Raw genomic sequence first — 17,957 nt, 5'->3', positions numbered from 1 at the left:
ACGCACACTCACCACAGGGTATGTAAATTTATGTATGAAACTCGCAGCTGCGGCATACTCGGCGCTCAATTATCCGGATCCCGCTATGCGCCCACTCGCCCCTCTTGCACTTGTCCTGTTGCTCACCGCTTGCGGAGATGGCGAATCGCTGTTGCCGCCGGATGCGCGCCTGCCCGATGGCGGCCGTTACCGGGGCGATGTGGTCAATGGTTTGCTGCAAGGCCAGGGCCGCGTGGATTACCCCAACGGCAGTTGGTACGCCGGCACGTTCGACAAGGGCCAGTGGCACGGTCAGGGTGAATGGCATGGCAGTAACGGCGAGGTCTATAAAGGGCAGTTCAAGCAGGGCCTGTTCGACGGCCAAGGCAGCCTTACCACCGCTGGCAGCCAGTATGTGGGCGGGTTCAAGAACGGTCGTCGCCATGGCGAAGGCACCCTCAAAGAAGGGCAGATGACCTACCGTGGCGAGTTCAAGGACGACCAATATTCAGGCCTCGGTCGCCTGGAACTGGCCGACGGCAGCCAGTATCAAGGCCAGTTCGCCCACGGTAAACCCAATGGCGAAGGCCAGCGCAACGACGACAGCGGCAACCAGTTCAGCGGCCACTTCGTCGATGGCCAACTGGAAGGCAACGGCACCTTCAACAGCGCCGATGGCGACATCTACATCGGCCAATTCAAACAGAACCAGCTCAACGGCAAGGGCCGTTACGAAAACGCCGATGGTGACGTATGGATCGGCCAGTTCAAGGAAGGCGCGCTGACCGGTAAGGGCGAGTTGATCGGCGCGGATGGCAGCCACTATGTCGGCGAGTTCGCCGACTGGCGCTTTAGTGGACAAGGCCGCTTGAACCTCACCGACGGCAGTTTCTATATCGGTGGCTTCGACAGCGATAACTACCAGGGCCGTGGCACCCTCGTACTCACCGACGGCACCGTACAGGCCGGCACCTGGATCAATGGCATGCGCGTACGCGACGCGGAGGGCAAGTTATTACCCGACCCGTTAGAAATCGGCGTTCTGGCCCAAGGCCATCTGCTCGATGCCGCTCTCGCGGCCGTACCGGCCTCCACCCCCGCCGTCGAGCTGTACACCCTGGTGTTGGCCGGTGACGGCAAACAGAGCGTGTTCCTGCGCGAAGCCGATTACGTCAGCAATCTGCTGGCAATCCGCTTTGGCGCACGCGGGCAGATTCGCCTGGTCAATCACCGCGATCACATCGCCGACCGCCCGCTGGCCACCCGCGAGAGCCTGCGCCGCTCCGTGCAAACCCTGGCTGATCGCACTGGGCCGGAAGACCTGGTGTTCATCTACCTGACCAGCCACGGCACCCATGAACATGAACTGGTACTGGACCAACCGCGCATGGAGCTGGCCGACCTGCCCGCCGACGAACTGGCGGCCGTAATGGCGCCGCTGAAAAACCGCGACAAAATTATTGTGATTTCCGCCTGTTACTCCGGCGGGTTCATCCCCGCGCTGAAAGACGACCGCACCCTGATCATGACGGCGTCGCGCGCCGACCGCGTGTCCTTCGGTTGTTCCGAAGAAGCCGACTTCACCTACTTCGGCGACGCCCTCTTCGCCCAAGCGCTCAACCAGACCGACGATTTGCAACAGGCCTTCAAGCTGGCCCAAGGGCATGTGAGCGAACGCGAGCAGGCGGACAACTTCGAAGCGTCCGAGCCGCAGATCTGGGCTCCCAAAGGCGTGATCGCCCATTGGCAACTCTTGCGTAAACAGCAGGCACGAAAGGCGCTCGAAAGCGTCTCAATGAATAGCAAGGAAGCCAAAGGCAACTAAGCTGAACCGTGTAACAAGGGGGAAACACCATGTACCTGACGCCTCAGCATATTTTGCTTGCCGGAGCCTCCGGCCTAACTGGCGAACACCTGCTCGACCGCCTGCTCAACGAACCCACCGTCACCCGTGTACTTGCGCCCAGCCGCAAACCGTTGGCCGAACATCCGCGCCTGGAAAACCCAGTGGGCGACCCGGCGGTGTTCCTGCCCCGGCTCAGCGGCCAGGTAGACATTGCTTTCTGCTGCCTGGGCACCACCATCAAGCAAGCAGGCTCCGAAGAAGCGTTCCGCGCGGTGGACCTGGACATGGTGGTGGCTTTCGCCAAGCGAGCCCGGGAAATGGGCGCGCGGCACCTGATCGTGATCAGCGCGATTGGCGCCGATCCGAAGTCGTCGATCTTCTACAACCGCGTGAAAGGGGAAATGGAAGAAGCGCTCAAAGCTCAGGACTGGCCACAACTGACCATCGTGCGCCCGTCGTTGCTGCTGGGCGAACGCCTCAAACCGCGCCTGGCAGAACAACTGGCCGGCCCGCTGTCGCGTCTGATTCCGGGTAAATACCACGGCATCGAAGTGTGCGAACTGGCCCGCGCCATGTGGCGCTTGGCACTGGAAGAGCAAGACGGGGTGCGGGTGGTGGAGTCGGACGAACTGCGCAAGCTCGGTAAATAACCCCAAATATGGGAGGGGGCTTGCCCCCGATGGCGGAAGAACAACTGAGCTATAAACCCAGGTTAAAGCCCGCCCGTGGCGTTGAACCCCACCCCCAGCACCGTCAACACCGACAGTGGCAACAGCAAGGTGTCGAGCAACGCACTGGCCGGCAGGTCGACGCCGGGATAGCTCGGCGCCTCGGCCCCAAACCGGTCCTTGGCGCAGCAGCCGCCATTCATCGCATATAAATCCAAACGCGTGCCGGCATACACCACCGGCGCGTTCGGCTTGGCTGCGTCCAACGTGCGCGCCGTGGCGCAGCCGGTCAGGTGCAACGCCAGCAGCACCAGCAGCGCCTTATTCATCGCTGCTCAAATGGTGCTCGCCCCACCGCGGCAGCATGTCTTGGGGAATATTCAACAGATTGAGAATGCGCGCCACTACAAAATCCACCAGATCATCGATGGTTTGCGGCTGGTGATAGAAGCCTGGCGACGCCGGCAAAATCGTCACGCCCATATTCGATAGCTTGAGCATGTGCTCCAGGTGAATGCTCGAATACGGCGCCTCGCGCGGCACCAGGATCAGTTGGCGCCGCTCCTTCAAGGTCACGTCCGCCGCGCGCTCGATCAAATTGTTGCAGGCGCCTGTGGCAATCGCCGACAAGGTGCCGGTAGAACACGGCACCACCACCATCGCCGCCGGGGCTCCGGAGCCCGAGGCCACCGGCGACATCCAATCTTCCTTGCCGTAGACCTTGATCTGCCCCGCCGCCGCACCGGTGTACTCGGTGAGAAAGGCTTGCATCGATTGCACCTTGGCGGGCAGCGCCACATCGGTCTCGGTGGCCAGCACCAATTGCGCGGCTTTGGAAATCAAGAAGTGCACCTCCCGGTCCTCGCGCACCAGGCAATCGAGCAAGCGCAAGCCATAGGGGGCGCCGGATGCGCCGGTCATCGCCAGGGTGACGCGTTCCGGCCCGCTCATTTCAGGGCCTCGGCCAGTTTGCCATGCAGGCCGCCGAAACCGCCGTTGCTCATGACCACCACATGGGTGCCCGGCGTGGCTTTTTGTTTGACGAACGCAATGATGCCTTCGATGGAGTCGCACACTTGCGAAGGCACTGTGCACTGCGCGGCAATGGCCGGCAGGTCCCAGCCGAGGTTGGCCGGGGCGTACCACACGGCCTGGTCGGCATCATTGACGCTTTCCGGCAAGCCGTCGCGGTGGGCGCCGAGCTTCATGGAATTGGAGCGCGGTTCGACAATGGCGATGATCGGCGCATCACCGACCTGTTTGCGCAGGCCGTCGAGGGTGGTGGCGATGGCCGTCGGGTGGTGGGCAAAGTCATCGTAGATGGTAATGCCATTCACGTCGGCGACTTTTTCCATCCGGCGCTTCACGCTTTTAAATGCGCTCAACGCCACAATGCCCATGGCCGGAACCACGCCCACATGCCGCGCCGCCGCCAGGGTCACCAATGCGTTGGCCACGTTGTGCTGACCGGTCATGTCCCAATCGACAACACCTTGGGCCTCGCCTTCGAACAGCACCTCAAATCGCGAGCCGTCGTCACTGAGCAACTTGACCTGCCACTGGCCGCCAACACCGGTGGTTTGCACCGGGGTCCAGCAGCCCATGTCGATCACTCGCTGCAGGGCCGGTTCGGTGGTCGGGTGGATCACCAGGCCCTCGCTCGGAATGGTGCGCACCAAATGGTGGAACTGCCGTTCGATCGCCGCCAGATCAGGGAAGATATCCGCGTGATCGAATTCCAAATTGTTCAATATCGCTGTGCGCGGGCGGTAGTGCACGAACTTGGAACGCTTGTCGAAGAAAGCGCTGTCGTATTCATCCGCCTCGATCACGAAAAACGGGGTCTGGCCCAGACGCGCCGATACCGAGAAGTTCTGCGGCACGCCGCCGATCAGGAAGCCCGGGCTCATGCCCGCATGCTCCAACACCCAGGCCAGCATGCTGCTGGTGGTGGTCTTGCCGTGGGTGCCCGCAACAGCCAATACCCAGCGACCTTGCAACACATGATCCGCCAGCCACTGCGGGCCGGACACATAAGGTAAGCCTTTATTGAGCACGTACTCGACCGCCGGGTTGCCACGGGACATGGCGTTGCCGATCACGACCAGGTCCGGGACCGGATCGAATTGCGCCGGGTCGTAGCCTTGGGTCAACTCAATGCCCTGAGCTTCCAGTTGCGTGCTCATGGGTGGGTAAACATTGGCATCGGAGCCGGTGACATGATGGCCCAGCTCTTTGGCCAGAACCGCCATCGAGCCCATGAACGTGCCGCAAATACCGAGAATATGAATGTGCATAGTTGACCTCGTAAAACATCGAGGCAGGTTAGCGCAGGGGGCGGGAAATCGCACCTTTTATACAGCAGACGCCCAGCGCAGTAGCGGGGGCCTGCACCTAGCGTGTGCGCCTCGGCGAATACAGGTAACTGCTGAAAAAACACACCCTAGGTGAGGACAGTTATAGTGCCCCTACTTAGGGTGTGTTATTGCTGAACAACAGTGAAAGCAGTTGCCCCGTTTAACCGAGCAACTGCTTATGAACAGTTCCTTCGGAACAGCCCACTACACGATGCGTATCGCCAGCATTCACTGTTGCTTGGACTTTATAACGTCCAACAGCCCTTTAAGGTATGCGATTCTCGTCTGCATACCAATGGCCCGACCCTTGATATCATCTGCTTGTGCGCCTAGTTTCGGAGGCTGAGATTCAGGGCCATCCTTTCCTGCTAATTTAGCAAACTCCACCTCAAGGAAATTAAGCATCTCATCAAGGTAGTCCATACGTTCATCATTTGTCTTGGACAACCACTCTACACTAGGTTCAATGCCCTTTTGTGAACCAAGAGCAGCATACGTATTCATTAACATAAACACGTTCCTCTGAGCATTTTCGACCAATTGCGACTCCATAACATGCTGCTCTGTGGCCGGAGTCGCCGGTGGATTAATTTTGGGTTTTAGATACTCGTAAGCGACGTTGGAGGCAAGTGTCGCGGGAGCCGCGAAGAGCGCGGTGATCGGCGCATTAATCAATGCGGTCTTGACCATATTGCGTATCTGAAGTGGTAGCGCTCGGCCTTCTTTCCCCGCCTTCAATACCGTCTCGACGCTTTCTTCAAGGCCGCTCTGCGAAAATGGTTCAGGCGTCTTTCCGTCTATGTGACCTGAGGTCGGCTGTGCAAATAACTGATCCCGCTTTTTTGCGTCTTGTTCAGCTTGCCACTTCTTCTGCTGTGCGTCTCTATATTCAACCTGTTCTGGAGTAAGAGTGGTCTCTGTAGTGGGAGCAGACCCAGGTTCTTTCTGACCAAGGACCTGTCCTTCCCCTTCAAATTTACCCACTTGTTTATCAATGTAGGTTTGATCGTAATCGGTCTTGCCACCGTCTCCCGACTTTGGTGTTGAAACGTCTCCTGGCTTAGGCCCATCCACTTTCCCTCCCCCAGGCACATCCACTTTAGGTGGTTTAGGTGGTTTAGGTGGTTTGGGGGGGAGAATTATTGAACCAATATCCCCAATAATTCCAAAAACGACAGGCCGCGCAACCGAATTTAAAAACATCATAATATTCTACCTAATGATTGATTTACATTAGGAAGTCGTCCCTTACTCCCAATCACTAAGTAACCCAAAGAGCTAAAACAGTTCCGCACTACTTCAAGTAAAACTACACAACCATCCCGCCACCCACCAGCCGAAATATTTAATATTCACACGATAACTTCCCCCGCTTATCCCATTGCAATCATTGCTGGCTAGGCATCGTTTGGCTCAGAACACCAAACTGCACTAACTGGGGACCAAACGGTGTATTCTTGACGGTACTGTATGCATACCACGCCCCCTTGCGAAATATAGCGATCACCGGCATACGCACTCCATCAGACTCCACCTGATGGAAACCCTTGACGACATCACCTTCTTTATAAACTCTTGTCACATCATAAGTTCTATAATTCCCTTTTAATCGAGGCAGTATCTCGTCTGCATGCTTGTACAGTTTCTTCGCATCCTTACCAAGTGCCCCAAGCCCTCGGTAAACGTTTTTCGGGAGATCTATCGCATCGGTAACGCCTACGGAAGCGCCAACCCCAGCCAATATAGAACGCTTGAGTATCTTGCCTAACGACTTACCGGCCTTCGCCGCTTTTTTCGCGGCGCCAAGCCCGGGAATAAGAAATCCTAAAATATCGAAAACGATATTAGTAACCGCCCCTACAACCTGACCTTTGATCGCCTCATCAATTCCGTCATAAAAAGGAATAAGCGAAAGAAGAAAATCATTGACAGCTTTGTTACCCTTAATATTTTTCTCAATTACTGTTTGTCCGTAAGCCGCCCCTTTTAACTCACCGAAATTTTTCGTGAAAAAGTTCCCCACCACTGACGCCAGCGCGCCATTTCGTCGAGAAAAATAAGGAACTTTTTCTTCCTCGCTAACACCGGTTGAATCCTGCTTATGATTGGTCTCACCAAATTTCTTGAAAACGTCATACGTGCCTGATACACGCGCCTTGGTACCCGAAGGAAAATATTTACTATCATCAAAATCTACTCGTTCTTGCGGTACACCCTGTTCCTTAATGAACTCTCCTGAAGTGGGATAATAACTGTAATATTCGACCTTGCCATCCGCCCCCTCAACTTTCATAAGGACACCATGCCCCCCTTCTAACGCCATGAGTTCACGCGGGGTTGGTTCTCGCAGCACTTCAGCGGGGTGCAGGCTCAGGCCAGTATTACTCTTTAACTCTGTCTCCAAGAATGGACGAGACAGTCCCATGAACGTTATATCTGATTTTTTTATACGCTCTTGCACAGCAAAAGGAAGCAAAGAAAGATGATATTTGAATAAAACAGCCCTCGCTGCGGTTTGACTTTTTGTGTACTCGCCAAACCTGTCAGAAAACTTTTTATCAATATCGGTTGCCAGCTCAGAAAAGCGCGACTTTATTGATTTCCAAGGGAGTTCCTTTTCATCTTTCGACACCCAGAAATCCAACCAATCTGGAAGACTGGACTTCGTCATATAGACATCTAGGGGAGAGACGACATAGTTCTTGTCATTGATACTGCGCAAGCTTGCCTTAGTCGGATCGACATCCGGGAACACCCGCTTGAACTCCGCCAGCGCCACATCCCGTCGAGTCGGAGCCGGCTTCATTAGTTCAGCACCTGCCCACTTCAATTCCTTTTTCTGCTTTTCCAGTACCTCTTGTGATTTTTCAACCTCCTCGATCGTGTACTGCCCGTTGGGGTTGCTTTTAATCACCTGATTAACAATGCCCCACGCAGTAACTGCATCCTTTGATGCTGCTGCTAACTCGAAGTCACCGTCGAGAATTCCAAGCTGCGCCTCCGCGTACCTTATGACCTGACTGAACGTCATGTTCGCCGATGCGCCAGGCGCTTCCTGCTCTACCAATGCAACCGCTGTAGAGAAGGTCGTCCATGTATGAGAGCTATTAGCAAGATCAGGAGGAATGTCTTTCACCAGAAATTCAGGAGCAACGGCTGAGAGTAATAGCCGCGCAGCAAGCGGTGCTGCTGCAACTCCCACCTTGGTTTCAAGGTAAGCGGTAAAACGTTTAACGATTTCAGCAGCGCTAACCCCTGCATTGTCGAGTTGATAGAGGTTATAGCCTGCCAAGTTGAAACGGGACCTTCCAGAATTAGGATCAAGCTCTTGCACGAGCGCCGCAGTTAACGCCTCGATTGCAGCGGTCGGCGATTCGGCTAATCTGAGTTTCTCTTGTATGGCTTTACCCAATGCCTGCGCCTCGGGCGACCGAATGAGCTGGTCCAGTGCCGATGATGGATTGTGCGCAATATCCTTCTTTGCAGCCGGAGACAGCCCGGTGATCAGACTATGCAACAAACTACCTGCCCCGGCCCCTGCTTGAGGTTCTAGTGCTTGGTTTGCATGCTTGAGCTTCCAATCACCCACCACCGCTTTCATCTTGCGTACTAAGGTTTTGTTCAGTTGCCCGACAATATGCCTCACTCCCCCGGCGTCAGTTCCAGGCGACCGATGGACAAGGTCAAAGGACAGTGCTTCAGCCAACGCATGCGCTTGCGTACTGTCGCCGGGAAGTTTATGCCCCTGCTTTTCAAGTAATTGCGCAAGACTCATTTCCTGACGCTGTTCGGTGAGATACAAACTTGACCGTCGGTCAATCGGTACCCTGGCGTTATTCAGGTCGATCTTCCCGTCGGCATCGCCTTTCAGCGATCTCAGCGCCTCAAGAAGCGCATGACGGTTAGCGTCATTACCCAGCGCCTCATTCTGCTGCGCTAAAGCCTCTATAGAGCGCTGCGATGCATGCTGCAAAGGTGCAAACTCAAACGTGGCCCCTGCTTTCAATTTCTCCCGGTGCGCGGCGGCTTGCGAAGGAGAGAGGTCGATAGGTTCTCCATAAAATCGCCCCACTGTGTATGACGGCACCTTACCTTCCGGCCATGGATAATTGAACGCCTGTCCGGGCATTGGAGCGATCACCCTTGCAATCGACAACAGCACTCGAGAAATATCTGCCCAACCCGAATCGTCTTTAAGGGAGAACGTCTTCATCTTGCCATTGACTATCCCCGTCAACTCCCCGAGGTACGGATCCAGCTTGACACTTTTGAGATCAAGCCCCTGCTCTTTCGCCCACGCTAAAAATCCAGGGCTTTTAAATGCACTGTCCAATAGGGTGCGCCAACGTCCGAGTGTCGACTCTGGGGCAACTTGAATATCAGACTGCGCTATCGAGGTTTGATAGGAGCGCGTCGCTAATGCGATCGCATAGGGTTTGCCCAACTGAGCGTCAGCCTTTGCACGCGCTTCAGGAGTGTCAGGCACTTGCGCGAAAGTTCTGTTGCCAACAACTGCACCAGTGCTGCCCGGCTCGGTGGTAATAGAAGGATATTGCCCAGCCACGTCACTCGCAAAGTTTGACGTTGGCCTGGTACTTTCTAAAGTTTTCATTTTCCACACCAAAGGACGATTTCAGATTAATAGCTGCTCGTACCCTGAGTGGCGAAACCCCATATAAATAATACAAATAAAATTCGAAAAACCTTATCAAAACGCTTCAAGCCTGAATATTGCCTTCACCTTACGCACCCCGTTAATCATGCAGGTCACATTTGCAAACAACGTTCGATTCCGTACTTTCGCAACTTCCGATAAAGCGTATTGCGGCTTATTCCCAAACTTTCTGCCGTGTGGGACATATGCCAACGGTGCTGCTCCAAGGCGTTGAGCAACACCCCACGCTCTGCATTGTCCAGCGCGCGCTCCTGACGCGGCCCGACAGCCGCGCCCGCTCTCGCCTGACGAATGAAATGCGGCAAATCTTCGAACCTGATTTGCCCGTTCTCGCACAAGGCCACCAACGTGCGAAGGACGTTGCGCAATTGCCGAACGTTGCCAGGCCAGGCGTAGTCGAGCAAAGCGTGATGCGCCTTTTCCTCAAGCGCCACAACCTGTCCTGGCGCTTCATTCGCAAGCAAAAACGCCAGCAATTGCGCTTTGTCGCTACGTTCACGTAAGGGTGGCAGGGTAATTTCAACGCCGTTGAGACGATAGTAAAGATCTTCGCGGAAGCTATCGTTGGCCACACGTTCTGACAGGTTGCGATGGGTGGCGCTGATGATTCTGACGTTCACTGCCTGCGGGGCACCGCCGATGGGTACCACCACGCGATCGTCCAGCACCCTTAAAAGACGGGTTTGCAACGCAAGAGGCATGTCTCCAATCTCATCGAGAAACAGCGTGCCGCCGTCGGCCTGTAGTAATTTGCCGCGCATGCCTTCTCTCAACGCGCCGGTAAAGCTGCCGCCGCGATAACCGAACAGCTCACTTTCGATCAGGTTTTCGGGGATGGCAGCGCAGTTGAGAGCGACAAAAGCCTTATCGGCACGCGCGCTGGCCTGGTGCACTGCTTTGGCGAAAGCTTCTTTACCGCAACCCGTTTCGCCATTAATCAATAACGGCACGTCGCGTTCAAAGATGCGCAGTGCTCTACGGAAATCAGTTTGAAGGGCCGGGTCGACCAGGCATACACCTGAATGCGGCGCCACAACTTTTGCTGGTGGCGTCGGCAAGCTGCGGGCCTGGCCGCGCAATGCAGCGTATAACTGCCGACCATCGCAGCTACGCAATGGCCAGCTGGCTGTGGCGTTGGCACTGGCGCGACCGAGCAACTGGTCCAAAGCGCAATCGAACACTGCCTCCACCGAACGGCCCAGCAAGCCGCCACGCACCTGCCCCAACAGGTTCAGCGCACTTTGATTGACCGCACAGATGCGCCCCTCGCCATCGAACGCCAGCAACCCTTCGCTGAACAGCCCCACCGACTCGGCCTGCAGGTGAAAGCGCAACAGCCAGTGCTGTTCAAAGTGACGCAGGAAGTAACAGCTTTCGATCATCTTGGCCGACAGGTTCACCAGCGCCATGGTGTGGAACTGGCTCTGGCGCGACACCGCCTCACGAGCCGATGACACATCCAACACGGCCAGCAGCTCGCCATGGGGGTCGAACACCGGGCTGGCCGAACAGGTCAGCCCGGTGTGCCGGCCGCGAAAATGCTCATCGCGATGAATCGTCAAGGGTTGACGTTCAACCAGGCAGGTGCCGATGCCATTGGTGCCTTCGCTGGCCTCACTCCAATCGGCACCGAGCCACAACCCCGCGCGCTCGAAGACCCTACGCTCGGAGGGCGCGGTGACACAGTTGAGGATCACCCCGCGCGCATCGGTCAGCAGCACCGCGTGGCCGGCACCTGAGAGTTGTTGATGCAGGCTGTTCATCTCGCTGCCGGCGATTTGCAGTACTTGCTGCAGACGCTCACGGCTTTCGAGCAGGCGGCCGTGTTCGAGCACGGTGGGAGCGATGGTTTGCGCAGGGTCGAGGTGGTAATCCTCCAGGCACCGCAGCCAGGAACGCGCGATGGACGGATCGCTCGATGGGTCGCGGCCACGCGCCACTGTCAGGACTTGCTGGGCATGGCGACTGAAATGATCGTTGTGCATGTTCTTATTATTCTCCCGGCGTGAGAGCGTCCAGCATCCTCCAGGCCTGTGATGGATGCAATCCCGAGTGGGCCCACTGGCCATACGCTGTACCGCTTATGGCACAAACTGTCACACCCGCTGTATCGCGCGTGTCACAGCAACCCTTTGCAACAAAGCCCAACCCCTTGATTTATCTGGCCCACAACGCAGTGGCCCAACCTTTGCTCTACGCTTTACCAAGCGCTTAAGCGCTGCACTCCAATAAACATAAAAGCCAGGAGATACCCACCATGCGTTACGCACACCCCGGTACTGAAGGCGCGATCGTTTCGTTCAAGGCCAAGTACGGCAACTACATCGGTGGCGAGTTCGTTGCGCCGGTCGATGGCAACTATTTCACCAACACCTCGCCGGTCAACGGCAAGCCTATCGCCGAATTCCCCCGCTCCACTGCCAAAGACATCGACAAAGCGCTGGACGCCGCCCATGCCGCCGCCGACGCTTGGGGCAAAACCTCAGCCCAGGACCGCTCGCTGGTGCTGCTGAAAATCGCCGATCGCATCGAGCAGAACCTCGAACTGCTGGCCATCACCGAGACCTGGGACAACGGCAAAGCCGTGCGTGAAACCCTCAACGCCGACATCCCCCTCGCTGCAGACCACTTCCGTTACTTCGCCGGCTGCATCCGCGCCCAGGAAGGCACCAGCGCCGAGATCAATGAGCACACCGCGTCCTATCACTTCCATGAGCCGCTGGGCGTGGTCGGTCAGATCATTCCGTGGAACTTCCCACTGCTGATGGCCGCCTGGAAACTCGCCCCGGCCCTGGCCGCCGGTAACTGCATCGTGCTCAAGCCGGCCGAGCAGACGCCGCTGGGCATCAACGTGTTGATGGAAGTGATCGGCGACCTGCTGCCACCGGGCGTGCTGAACGTGGTGCACGGGTTCGGCAAAGAAGCCGGCGAAGCCCTGGCCACCAGCAAGCGCATCGCCAAGATCGCCTTTACCGGTTCCACCCCGGTGGGCTCGCACATCATGCACGCGGCGGCCACCAACATCATCCCGTCCACCGTCGAACTGGGCGGCAAGTCGCCGAACATCTTCTTCGCCGACATCATGAAAGCCGAACCGTCGTTCATCGAAAAGGCCGCCGAAGGCTTGGTGCTGGCATTCTTCAACCAAGGCGAAGTCTGCACCTGCCCATCCCGCGCGCTGGTGGAAGAGTCGATCTACGACGATTTCATGAAAGTGGTGATGAAGAAGATCGAGCAGATCAAACGCGGCGACCCGCTGGACACCGACACCATGGTCGGCGCCCAGGCGTCCGAGCAGCAGTTCGACAAGATCCTCTCGTACCTGGACATCGCCAAAGGCGAAGGTGCGCAACTGCTGGCTGGCGGCCAGGTCGAGAAACTCAGCGGCGACATGGCCGGTGGTTACTACATCCAGCCGACCCTGCTTAAGGGCACCAACGAAATGCGCGTGTTCCAGGAAGAAATCTTCGGCCCGGTGGTGAGCATCACCACGTTCAAGGACGAAGCCGAAGCCCTGGCAATTGCCAACGACACCGAGTTCGGCCTGGGTGCCGGCGTGTGGACCCGCGATATCAACCGCGCCTACCGCATGGGCCGGGCGATCAAAGCAGGCCGCGTATGGACCAACTGCTACCACCTGTACCCGGCGCACGCCGCGTTCGGCGGTTACAAGAAGTCCGGCGTGGGCCGTGAGACTCACAAGATGATGTTGGATCACTACCAGCAGACCAAGAACTTGCTGGTGAGTTACGACATTAATCCATTGGGCTTCTTCTAACTCACAACACCCTCCCATCTTTGGAATGCCATCAACTGTGGGAGGGGCTTGCCCCCTCCCACATTTAGATATTTATAAGTACTTGCGAATACATCCGGCCCACAGAGGCCGAGTTAAAAACAATAACAATGAAAGGTACTTTTCCATGCCTAGCGAACCTACTGGATCTTCTGTCGACTTCGAAAAAGTCGACACCGACTACTTCCAACAACGCGAACTGAAAAAAGGCGCCGCCGGCTGGGTACTGCTGGTGGGCCTCGGCGTTGCCTACGTGATCTCCGGCGATTATGCCGGCTGGAACTTCGGCCTGGCCCAAGGCGGCTGGGGCGGCATGTTCCTCGCAACTTTACTGATGGCCACCATGTACTTATGCATGTGCTTTTCCTTGGCCGAACTGTCCTCAATGATCCCCACCGCCGGCGGTGGCTACGGTTTTGCCCGCAGCGCTTTCGGGCCCTGGGGCGGGTTTCTTACCGGAACGGCCATCCTGATCGAATACGCAATCGCCCCGGCCGCTATCGCGGTATTTATCGGCGCCTATTGCGAGTCGCTGTTCGGCATTGGCGGCTGGATGATTTATCTGGCGTTCTACATCCTGTTTATCGGCATCCATATCTTCGGCGTCGGCGAAGCGTTGAAGCTGATGTTCGTGATCACCGCCATTGCGGCGATTGCCCTGGGCGTGTTCCTTGTGGCTATGGTGCCGCACTTCAACATGGCCAACTTGCTGGATGTGCCGGTGACCGAAGCCAAGGGCGCCAGCACCTTCCTGCCCTTCGGCTACGTCGGGGTATGGGCGGCAATCCCTTATGCGATCTGGTTTTTCCTCGCCGTGGAAGGCGTACCGCTGGCCGCTGAAGAAACCAAGAACCCCAAGCGCGACCTGCCCCGTGGCCTGATCGGCGCCATTGTGGTGCTCACCAGTTTTGCCCTGCTGATCCTGGTGATCGCACCGGGCGGCGCCGGCACCTATGCGCTGGTCAAATCGGGTAACCCGTTGGTGGAAGCACTGGCGTTGTCCTACGGCGGCTCGACCTGGATGGGCAGCTTCGTCAATCTGGTCGGCCTTGCCGGTCTGATCGCGAGCTTTTTCTCGATCATCTACGCCTATTCGCGGCAGATTTTCGCGCTTTCCCGCGCCGGCTACCTGCCGCGCAAGCTGTCGCAAACCAACAAAAGCAAGGCGCCGGTACTGGCGCTGGTGATCCCCGGCATTATCGGGTTCGGCCTATCCCTCACTGGCCAGGGCGATCTGCTGATCTTGGTGGCGGTGTTCGGTGCGACGATTTCCTATGTGTTGATGATGGCTGCGCACATCACCCTGCGCGTCCGTCGCCCCAAAATGGAACGTCCTTACCGCACGCCCGGCGGCATTTTCACGTCCGGCGTCGCGCTGGTACTGGCCTGTGTGGCCGTGGTGGCGGGCTTTCTGGTGGATCCGCGGGTGGTGATTGGCGCGGCGATCATCTATGGAGTATTAATTGCTTACTTTGCTTTCTACAGCCGGCATCACCTGGTAGCAGGCACGCCCGAAGAAGAATTCGCCGCGATCCAGGCCGCAGAGGCCGCCTTGCACTAAGCCGTAAACCTCGACGCGGGCGCTGTTCATTCATTTGGCCCGCGTCGTCAAGGAGACACTGTATGGCAAGCTTTTCCCACGCGGTCGGTGCACAAACCTACCGCTTTGATAGCCTCAAAGACGTAATGGCCAAGGCCAGCCCCGCCCGTTCCGGGGACTTCCTGGCCGGCGTGGCCGCGCAGAACGACGGCGAGCGGGTGGCGGCGCAAATGGCGCTGGCGAATATCCCGTTGAAACACTTCCTTGAAGAAGCGCTGATTCCCTACGAAAGCGATGAAGTGACCCGTCTGATCATCGACACCCACGACAAACAGGCATTTAGCGCAGTCAGCCACCTGACCGTCGGCGGCCTGCGCGACTGGCTACTGAGCGACGCCGCCGACGAACAATCCCTACGCGCCCTGGCGCCCGGGCTGACGCCGGAAATGGCCGCCGCCGTGTCGAAGATCATGCGCGTGCAGGACCTGGTGCTGGTGGCGCAGAAGATCCGCGTCGTCACCCAGTTTCGCGGCACCATGGGCCTGCGCGGGCGCTTGTCGACGCGCCTGCAACCCAACCACCCCACGGACGAACCGGCGGGCATCGCCGCCAGCATTCTCGACGGCCTGCTCTACGGCAACGGCGACGCCATGATCGGCATCAACCCGGCCACCGACAGCATCGCCTCCATCTGCGCAATGCTGGAGATGCTCGACGCGATCATCCAACGCTACGAGATCCCCACCCAGGCCTGCGTGCTGACCCACGTCACCACCTCTATCGAAGCCATCAACCGTGGCGTGCCCCTGGACCTGGTGTTTCAGTCGATTGCCGGCACCGAGGCGGCCAACGCCAGTTTCGGCATCAGCCTGAGCGTGCTGCAGGAAGGCTACGAGGCGGGCTTGAGCCTCAAGCGCGGCACTCTGGGACAAAACCTGATGTATTTCGAAACCGGCCAGGGCAGCGCCCTGTCGGCCAACGCGCACTTTGGCGTCGACCAGCAAACCTGCGAAACCCGCGCTTACGCGGTGGCGCGGCATTTCAAGCCGTTTCTGGTTAACACCGTGGTCGGCTTTATCGGCCCGGAATACCTGTACAACGGCAAGCAAATCATCCGCGCCGGCCTTGAGGATCATTTCTGCGGCAAGCTATTGGGCGTGCCGATGGGCTGCGACATCTGCTACACCAACCACGCCGAAGCCGACCAGGACGACATGGATACCCTGCTGACGCTGCTGGGCGTGGCCGGGATCAACTTCATCATGGGCATCCCCGGCTCCGACGACATCATGCTCAACTACCAGACCACCTCCTTCCATGACGCGCTATACGCCCGGCAGACCTTGGGGTTAAAACCGGCACCGGAATTTGAACAGTGGCTGGCGAAAATGGGCATTTTCACGCAGGCCGACGGTAAGGTGCGCTTCGGCAGCAGCCTGCCTCCGGCTTTTCGCCAAGCCTTGGCGCAACTGGGATGAAGGAGCCTACCGTGCAACCCGACCTGCCCGACAACCCCTGGCTGGAACTGCGCCGCCTCACCCCGGCGCGCATTGCCCTGGGCCGCACCGGCACCAGCATTCCCACCAGTGCGCAACTGGATTTCCAGTTCGCCCACGCCCAGGCGCGCGACGCGGTGCACCTGCCGTTCGACCATGCGGGCCTGAGCCAGCAACTGGCCGAACGCGGACGTGACAGCCTGTTGCTGCACAGCGCCGCCACCGACCGCCACAGCTACCTGCAACGCCCGGACCTGGGCCGCCGCTTGAGTGATGAATCGGCCCAGGCCCTGCGCGCGCATGCCCAGGCCAATCCGGGAGGCGTGGACCTGGCAGTGGTGGTGGCCGATGGTTTATCGGCGTTGGCGGTGCATAAACACACGTTGCCGTTTCTGACACGCCTGGAGGAACAAACCCACGCCGAGGGCTGGTCGTTATCGCCAGTGATACTGGTGGAACAGGGCCGTGTGGCCGTGGCCGACGAGATCGGGCAATTGCTCGGCGCCAAAATGGTGGTGATCCTGATCGGCGAACGACCGGGGCTCAGCTCACCGGACAGCCTGGGCCTGTATTTCACCTACAACCCCAAGGTCGGCCTCACCGATGCCTACCGCAACTGCATCTCCAACGTGCGTTTGGAAGGGCTGAGTTACGGCATGGCCGCGCATCGCCTGCTTTACTTAATGCGAGAGGCGTGTCGACGGCAGCTGTCGGGGGTCAATCTCAAGGACGAGGCGCAGGTTCAGACGATCGAGTCGGACGATCCGGACCTGATGAAAGGGAATTTTCTGCTCAGCTCACCGGATGACCAATAGCGGCACGATTGCGCTTTTTGGCGCCATTAGGCAGCATCCGGTCACGGCCACTTGTGTGGTCATACCCCATTTGGAAGTTGAGGCCTGGCATGCGGATTACTCAAGCGACCCTGGAACACTTGGACCTGTTGACCCCCTTGTTCGTCAAATACCGCGAGTTCTATGGGGCGCTGCCCTACCCGGACTCGTCCCGGGCCTTCCTGGAAAAACGCCTGCGGCGCAAGGAGTCGGTGATCTACCTGGCCCTGGCCGATGACGACGACAACAAGCTGCTTGGGTTTTGCCAGCTGTACCCGAGCTTTTCGTCGCTGTCGCTCAAGCGGGTGTGGATCCTCAATGATATTTATGTGGCCGAAGACGCACGTCGCCAATTGGTGGCGGACAACCTGATGCGCATGGCCAAGAAAATGGCCAAGGAGACCCACGCGGTGCGGCTGCGGGTGTCCACCAGCAGTGATAACCAGGTGGCGCAAAAAACCTACGAGTCGATGGGTTTTCGCGAGGACACCGAATTCAAGAACTACACGTTGCCGATCAGCGACGACTGATGCCCGGATAGACACACCGTTATCGAGGGCAAGCCCTCTCCCACATTGATCTTATTGTCATGGCGGTTTTGCGACCGGTTCTGCGGGTGTAAATGCAGGGAAACGCTCCGAGCCAGGTGCCTTGACACTACTCCAATGTGGGAGGGGGCTTACCCCCGATGATGGTCTGACTGCTCCACCACTTTCGCGAGCACGCTGGATTGGCGGCGATCTGCAGACCGGGTTCAACGACATCCC

13 protein-coding genes are annotated in these 17,957 nt (G+C 57.8%); 7 read left to right on the top strand and 6 right to left on the bottom strand.

Going from position 1 to position 17,957, the window contains the following annotated elements:
- The first annotated feature begins 85 nt into the window (after positions 1–85).
- Positions 86–1,804 carry a C13 family peptidase gene (locus ABX75_RS26240; protein WP_047882935.1) on the top strand — a complete coding sequence of 573 codons (1,719 nt, stop codon included), beginning with the start codon at positions 86–88 and terminating at the stop codon, positions 1,802–1,804.
- 29 nt (positions 1,805–1,833) lie between these two features.
- A complete protein-coding gene (locus tag ABX75_RS26235) occupies positions 1,834–2,475 on the top strand; it encodes an oxidoreductase (protein WP_034100926.1) in 642 nt (213 codons plus the stop codon).
- A 62-nt stretch (positions 2,476–2,537) separates the two neighbouring features.
- Here the strand turns inward: ABX75_RS26235 and ABX75_RS26230 are convergent, their stop codons facing one another.
- The 6 genes from ABX75_RS26230 to ABX75_RS26205 all read right to left on the bottom strand — a co-directional run bounded on the left by ABX75_RS26230 (position 2,538) and on the right by ABX75_RS26205 (position 11,510).
- Positions 2,538–2,822: a YceK/YidQ family lipoprotein gene (locus tag ABX75_RS26230; protein WP_034100927.1), complete on the bottom strand. Its 285-nt coding sequence runs from the start codon at positions 2,820–2,822 to the stop codon at positions 2,538–2,540.
- Positions 2,815–3,444: a flavin prenyltransferase UbiX gene (gene ubiX / locus ABX75_RS26225; protein WP_034100928.1), complete on the bottom strand. Its 630-nt coding sequence runs from the start codon at positions 3,442–3,444 to the stop codon at positions 2,815–2,817. The genes ABX75_RS26230 and ubiX overlap by 8 nt, the downstream gene beginning before the upstream one ends.
- Positions 3,441–4,790 carry a UDP-N-acetylmuramate:L-alanyl-gamma-D-glutamyl-meso-diaminopimelate ligase gene (gene mpl / locus ABX75_RS26220; RefSeq protein WP_047882934.1) on the bottom strand — a complete coding sequence of 450 codons (1,350 nt, stop codon included), beginning with the start codon at positions 4,788–4,790 and terminating at the stop codon, positions 3,441–3,443. Before mpl ends, ubiX begins: the two co-directional genes overlap by 4 nt.
- A gap of 288 nt (positions 4,791–5,078) precedes the next feature.
- The gene (locus ABX75_RS26215) at positions 5,079–6,056 is read right to left on the bottom strand and encodes a hypothetical protein (protein WP_144419328.1); all 978 of its coding nucleotides are present in this window, start codon (positions 6,054–6,056) and stop codon (positions 5,079–5,081) included.
- Between the two features lie 181 nt (positions 6,057–6,237).
- Positions 6,238–9,462, bottom strand: coding sequence for a hypothetical protein (locus ABX75_RS26210; protein WP_047882933.1), 3,225 nt, complete (start codon positions 9,460–9,462; stop codon positions 6,238–6,240).
- Between the two features lie 155 nt (positions 9,463–9,617).
- Positions 9,618–11,510 carry a sigma-54-dependent Fis family transcriptional regulator gene (locus ABX75_RS26205; RefSeq protein WP_034115220.1) on the bottom strand — a complete coding sequence of 631 codons (1,893 nt, stop codon included), beginning with the start codon at positions 11,508–11,510 and terminating at the stop codon, positions 9,618–9,620.
- Positions 11,511–11,782: 272 nt separating this feature from the next.
- Between ABX75_RS26205 and ABX75_RS26200 the strand changes: the two genes are divergently transcribed.
- The 5 genes from ABX75_RS26200 to ABX75_RS26180 all read left to right on the top strand — a co-directional run bounded on the left by ABX75_RS26200 (position 11,783) and on the right by ABX75_RS26180 (position 17,720).
- Positions 11,783–13,303, top strand: a complete 1,521-nt coding sequence (locus tag ABX75_RS26200) for an aldehyde dehydrogenase family protein (RefSeq protein ID WP_034115221.1) — start codon at positions 11,783–11,785, stop codon at positions 13,301–13,303.
- 145 nt (positions 13,304–13,448) lie between these two features.
- Entirely contained in the window at positions 13,449–14,882 is a 1,434-nt protein-coding gene (gene eat / locus ABX75_RS26195) for an ethanolamine permease (RefSeq protein ID WP_034100934.1), read from the top strand.
- A 62-nt stretch (positions 14,883–14,944) separates the two neighbouring features.
- Positions 14,945–16,339 (top strand): ethanolamine ammonia-lyase subunit EutB, encoded by a 1,395-nt coding sequence (locus ABX75_RS26190; protein WP_034100935.1) that lies wholly within the window; start codon positions 14,945–14,947, stop codon positions 16,337–16,339.
- Positions 16,336–17,172, top strand: a complete 837-nt coding sequence (eutC, locus tag ABX75_RS26185; RefSeq protein ID WP_034100936.1) for an ethanolamine ammonia-lyase subunit EutC — start codon at positions 16,336–16,338, stop codon at positions 17,170–17,172. The genes ABX75_RS26190 and eutC overlap by 4 nt, the downstream gene beginning before the upstream one ends.
- An 89-nt stretch (positions 17,173–17,261) precedes the next feature.
- A complete protein-coding gene (locus ABX75_RS26180; protein WP_047882932.1) occupies positions 17,262–17,720 on the top strand; it encodes an N-acetyltransferase in 459 nt (152 codons plus the stop codon).
- The last annotated feature ends 237 nt before the right edge of the window (positions 17,721–17,957 follow it).

This window comes from Pseudomonas sp. ARP3, from assembly GCF_001029595.1.
In the GTDB taxonomy this organism is placed as follows: domain Bacteria; phylum Pseudomonadota; class Gammaproteobacteria; order Pseudomonadales; family Pseudomonadaceae; genus Aquipseudomonas; species Aquipseudomonas rhodesiae.
Note: the sequence above shows the minus strand (reverse complement) of the source record. Positions and strands in the feature narration are given on the sequence as shown.

Bases quoted from the DNA above. Each gene is read 5' to 3' on its own strand.
- ABX75_RS26240 (WP_047882935.1), top strand. From the start codon at position 86: ATGCGCCCACTCGCCCCTCTTGCACTTGTCCTGTTGCTCACCGCTTGC.
- ABX75_RS26210 (WP_047882933.1), bottom strand. From the start codon at position 9,462: ATGAAAACTTTAGAAAGTACCAGGCCAACGTCAAACTTTGCGAGTGAC.
- ABX75_RS26215 (WP_144419328.1), bottom strand. From the start codon at position 6,056: ATGATGTTTTTAAATTCGGTTGCGCGGCCTGTCGTTTTTGGAATTATT.
- mpl (WP_047882934.1), bottom strand. From the start codon at position 4,790: ATGCACATTCATATTCTCGGTATTTGCGGCACGTTCATGGGCTCGATG.
- ubiX (WP_034100928.1), bottom strand. From the start codon at position 3,444: ATGAGCGGGCCGGAACGCGTCACCCTGGCGATGACCGGCGCATCCGGC.
- ABX75_RS26190 (WP_034100935.1), top strand. From the start codon at position 14,945: ATGGCAAGCTTTTCCCACGCGGTCGGTGCACAAACCTACCGCTTTGAT.
- ABX75_RS26180 (WP_047882932.1), top strand. From the start codon at position 17,262: ATGCGGATTACTCAAGCGACCCTGGAACACTTGGACCTGTTGACCCCC.
- ABX75_RS26230 (WP_034100927.1), bottom strand. From the start codon at position 2,822: ATGAATAAGGCGCTGCTGGTGCTGCTGGCGTTGCACCTGACCGGCTGC.
- ABX75_RS26200 (WP_034115221.1), top strand. From the start codon at position 11,783: ATGCGTTACGCACACCCCGGTACTGAAGGCGCGATCGTTTCGTTCAAG.
- eutC (WP_034100936.1), top strand. From the start codon at position 16,336: ATGAAGGAGCCTACCGTGCAACCCGACCTGCCCGACAACCCCTGGCTG.
- ABX75_RS26205 (WP_034115220.1), bottom strand. From the start codon at position 11,510: ATGCACAACGATCATTTCAGTCGCCATGCCCAGCAAGTCCTGACAGTG.
- ABX75_RS26235 (WP_034100926.1), top strand. From the start codon at position 1,834: ATGTACCTGACGCCTCAGCATATTTTGCTTGCCGGAGCCTCCGGCCTA.
- eat (WP_034100934.1), top strand. From the start codon at position 13,449: ATGCCTAGCGAACCTACTGGATCTTCTGTCGACTTCGAAAAAGTCGAC.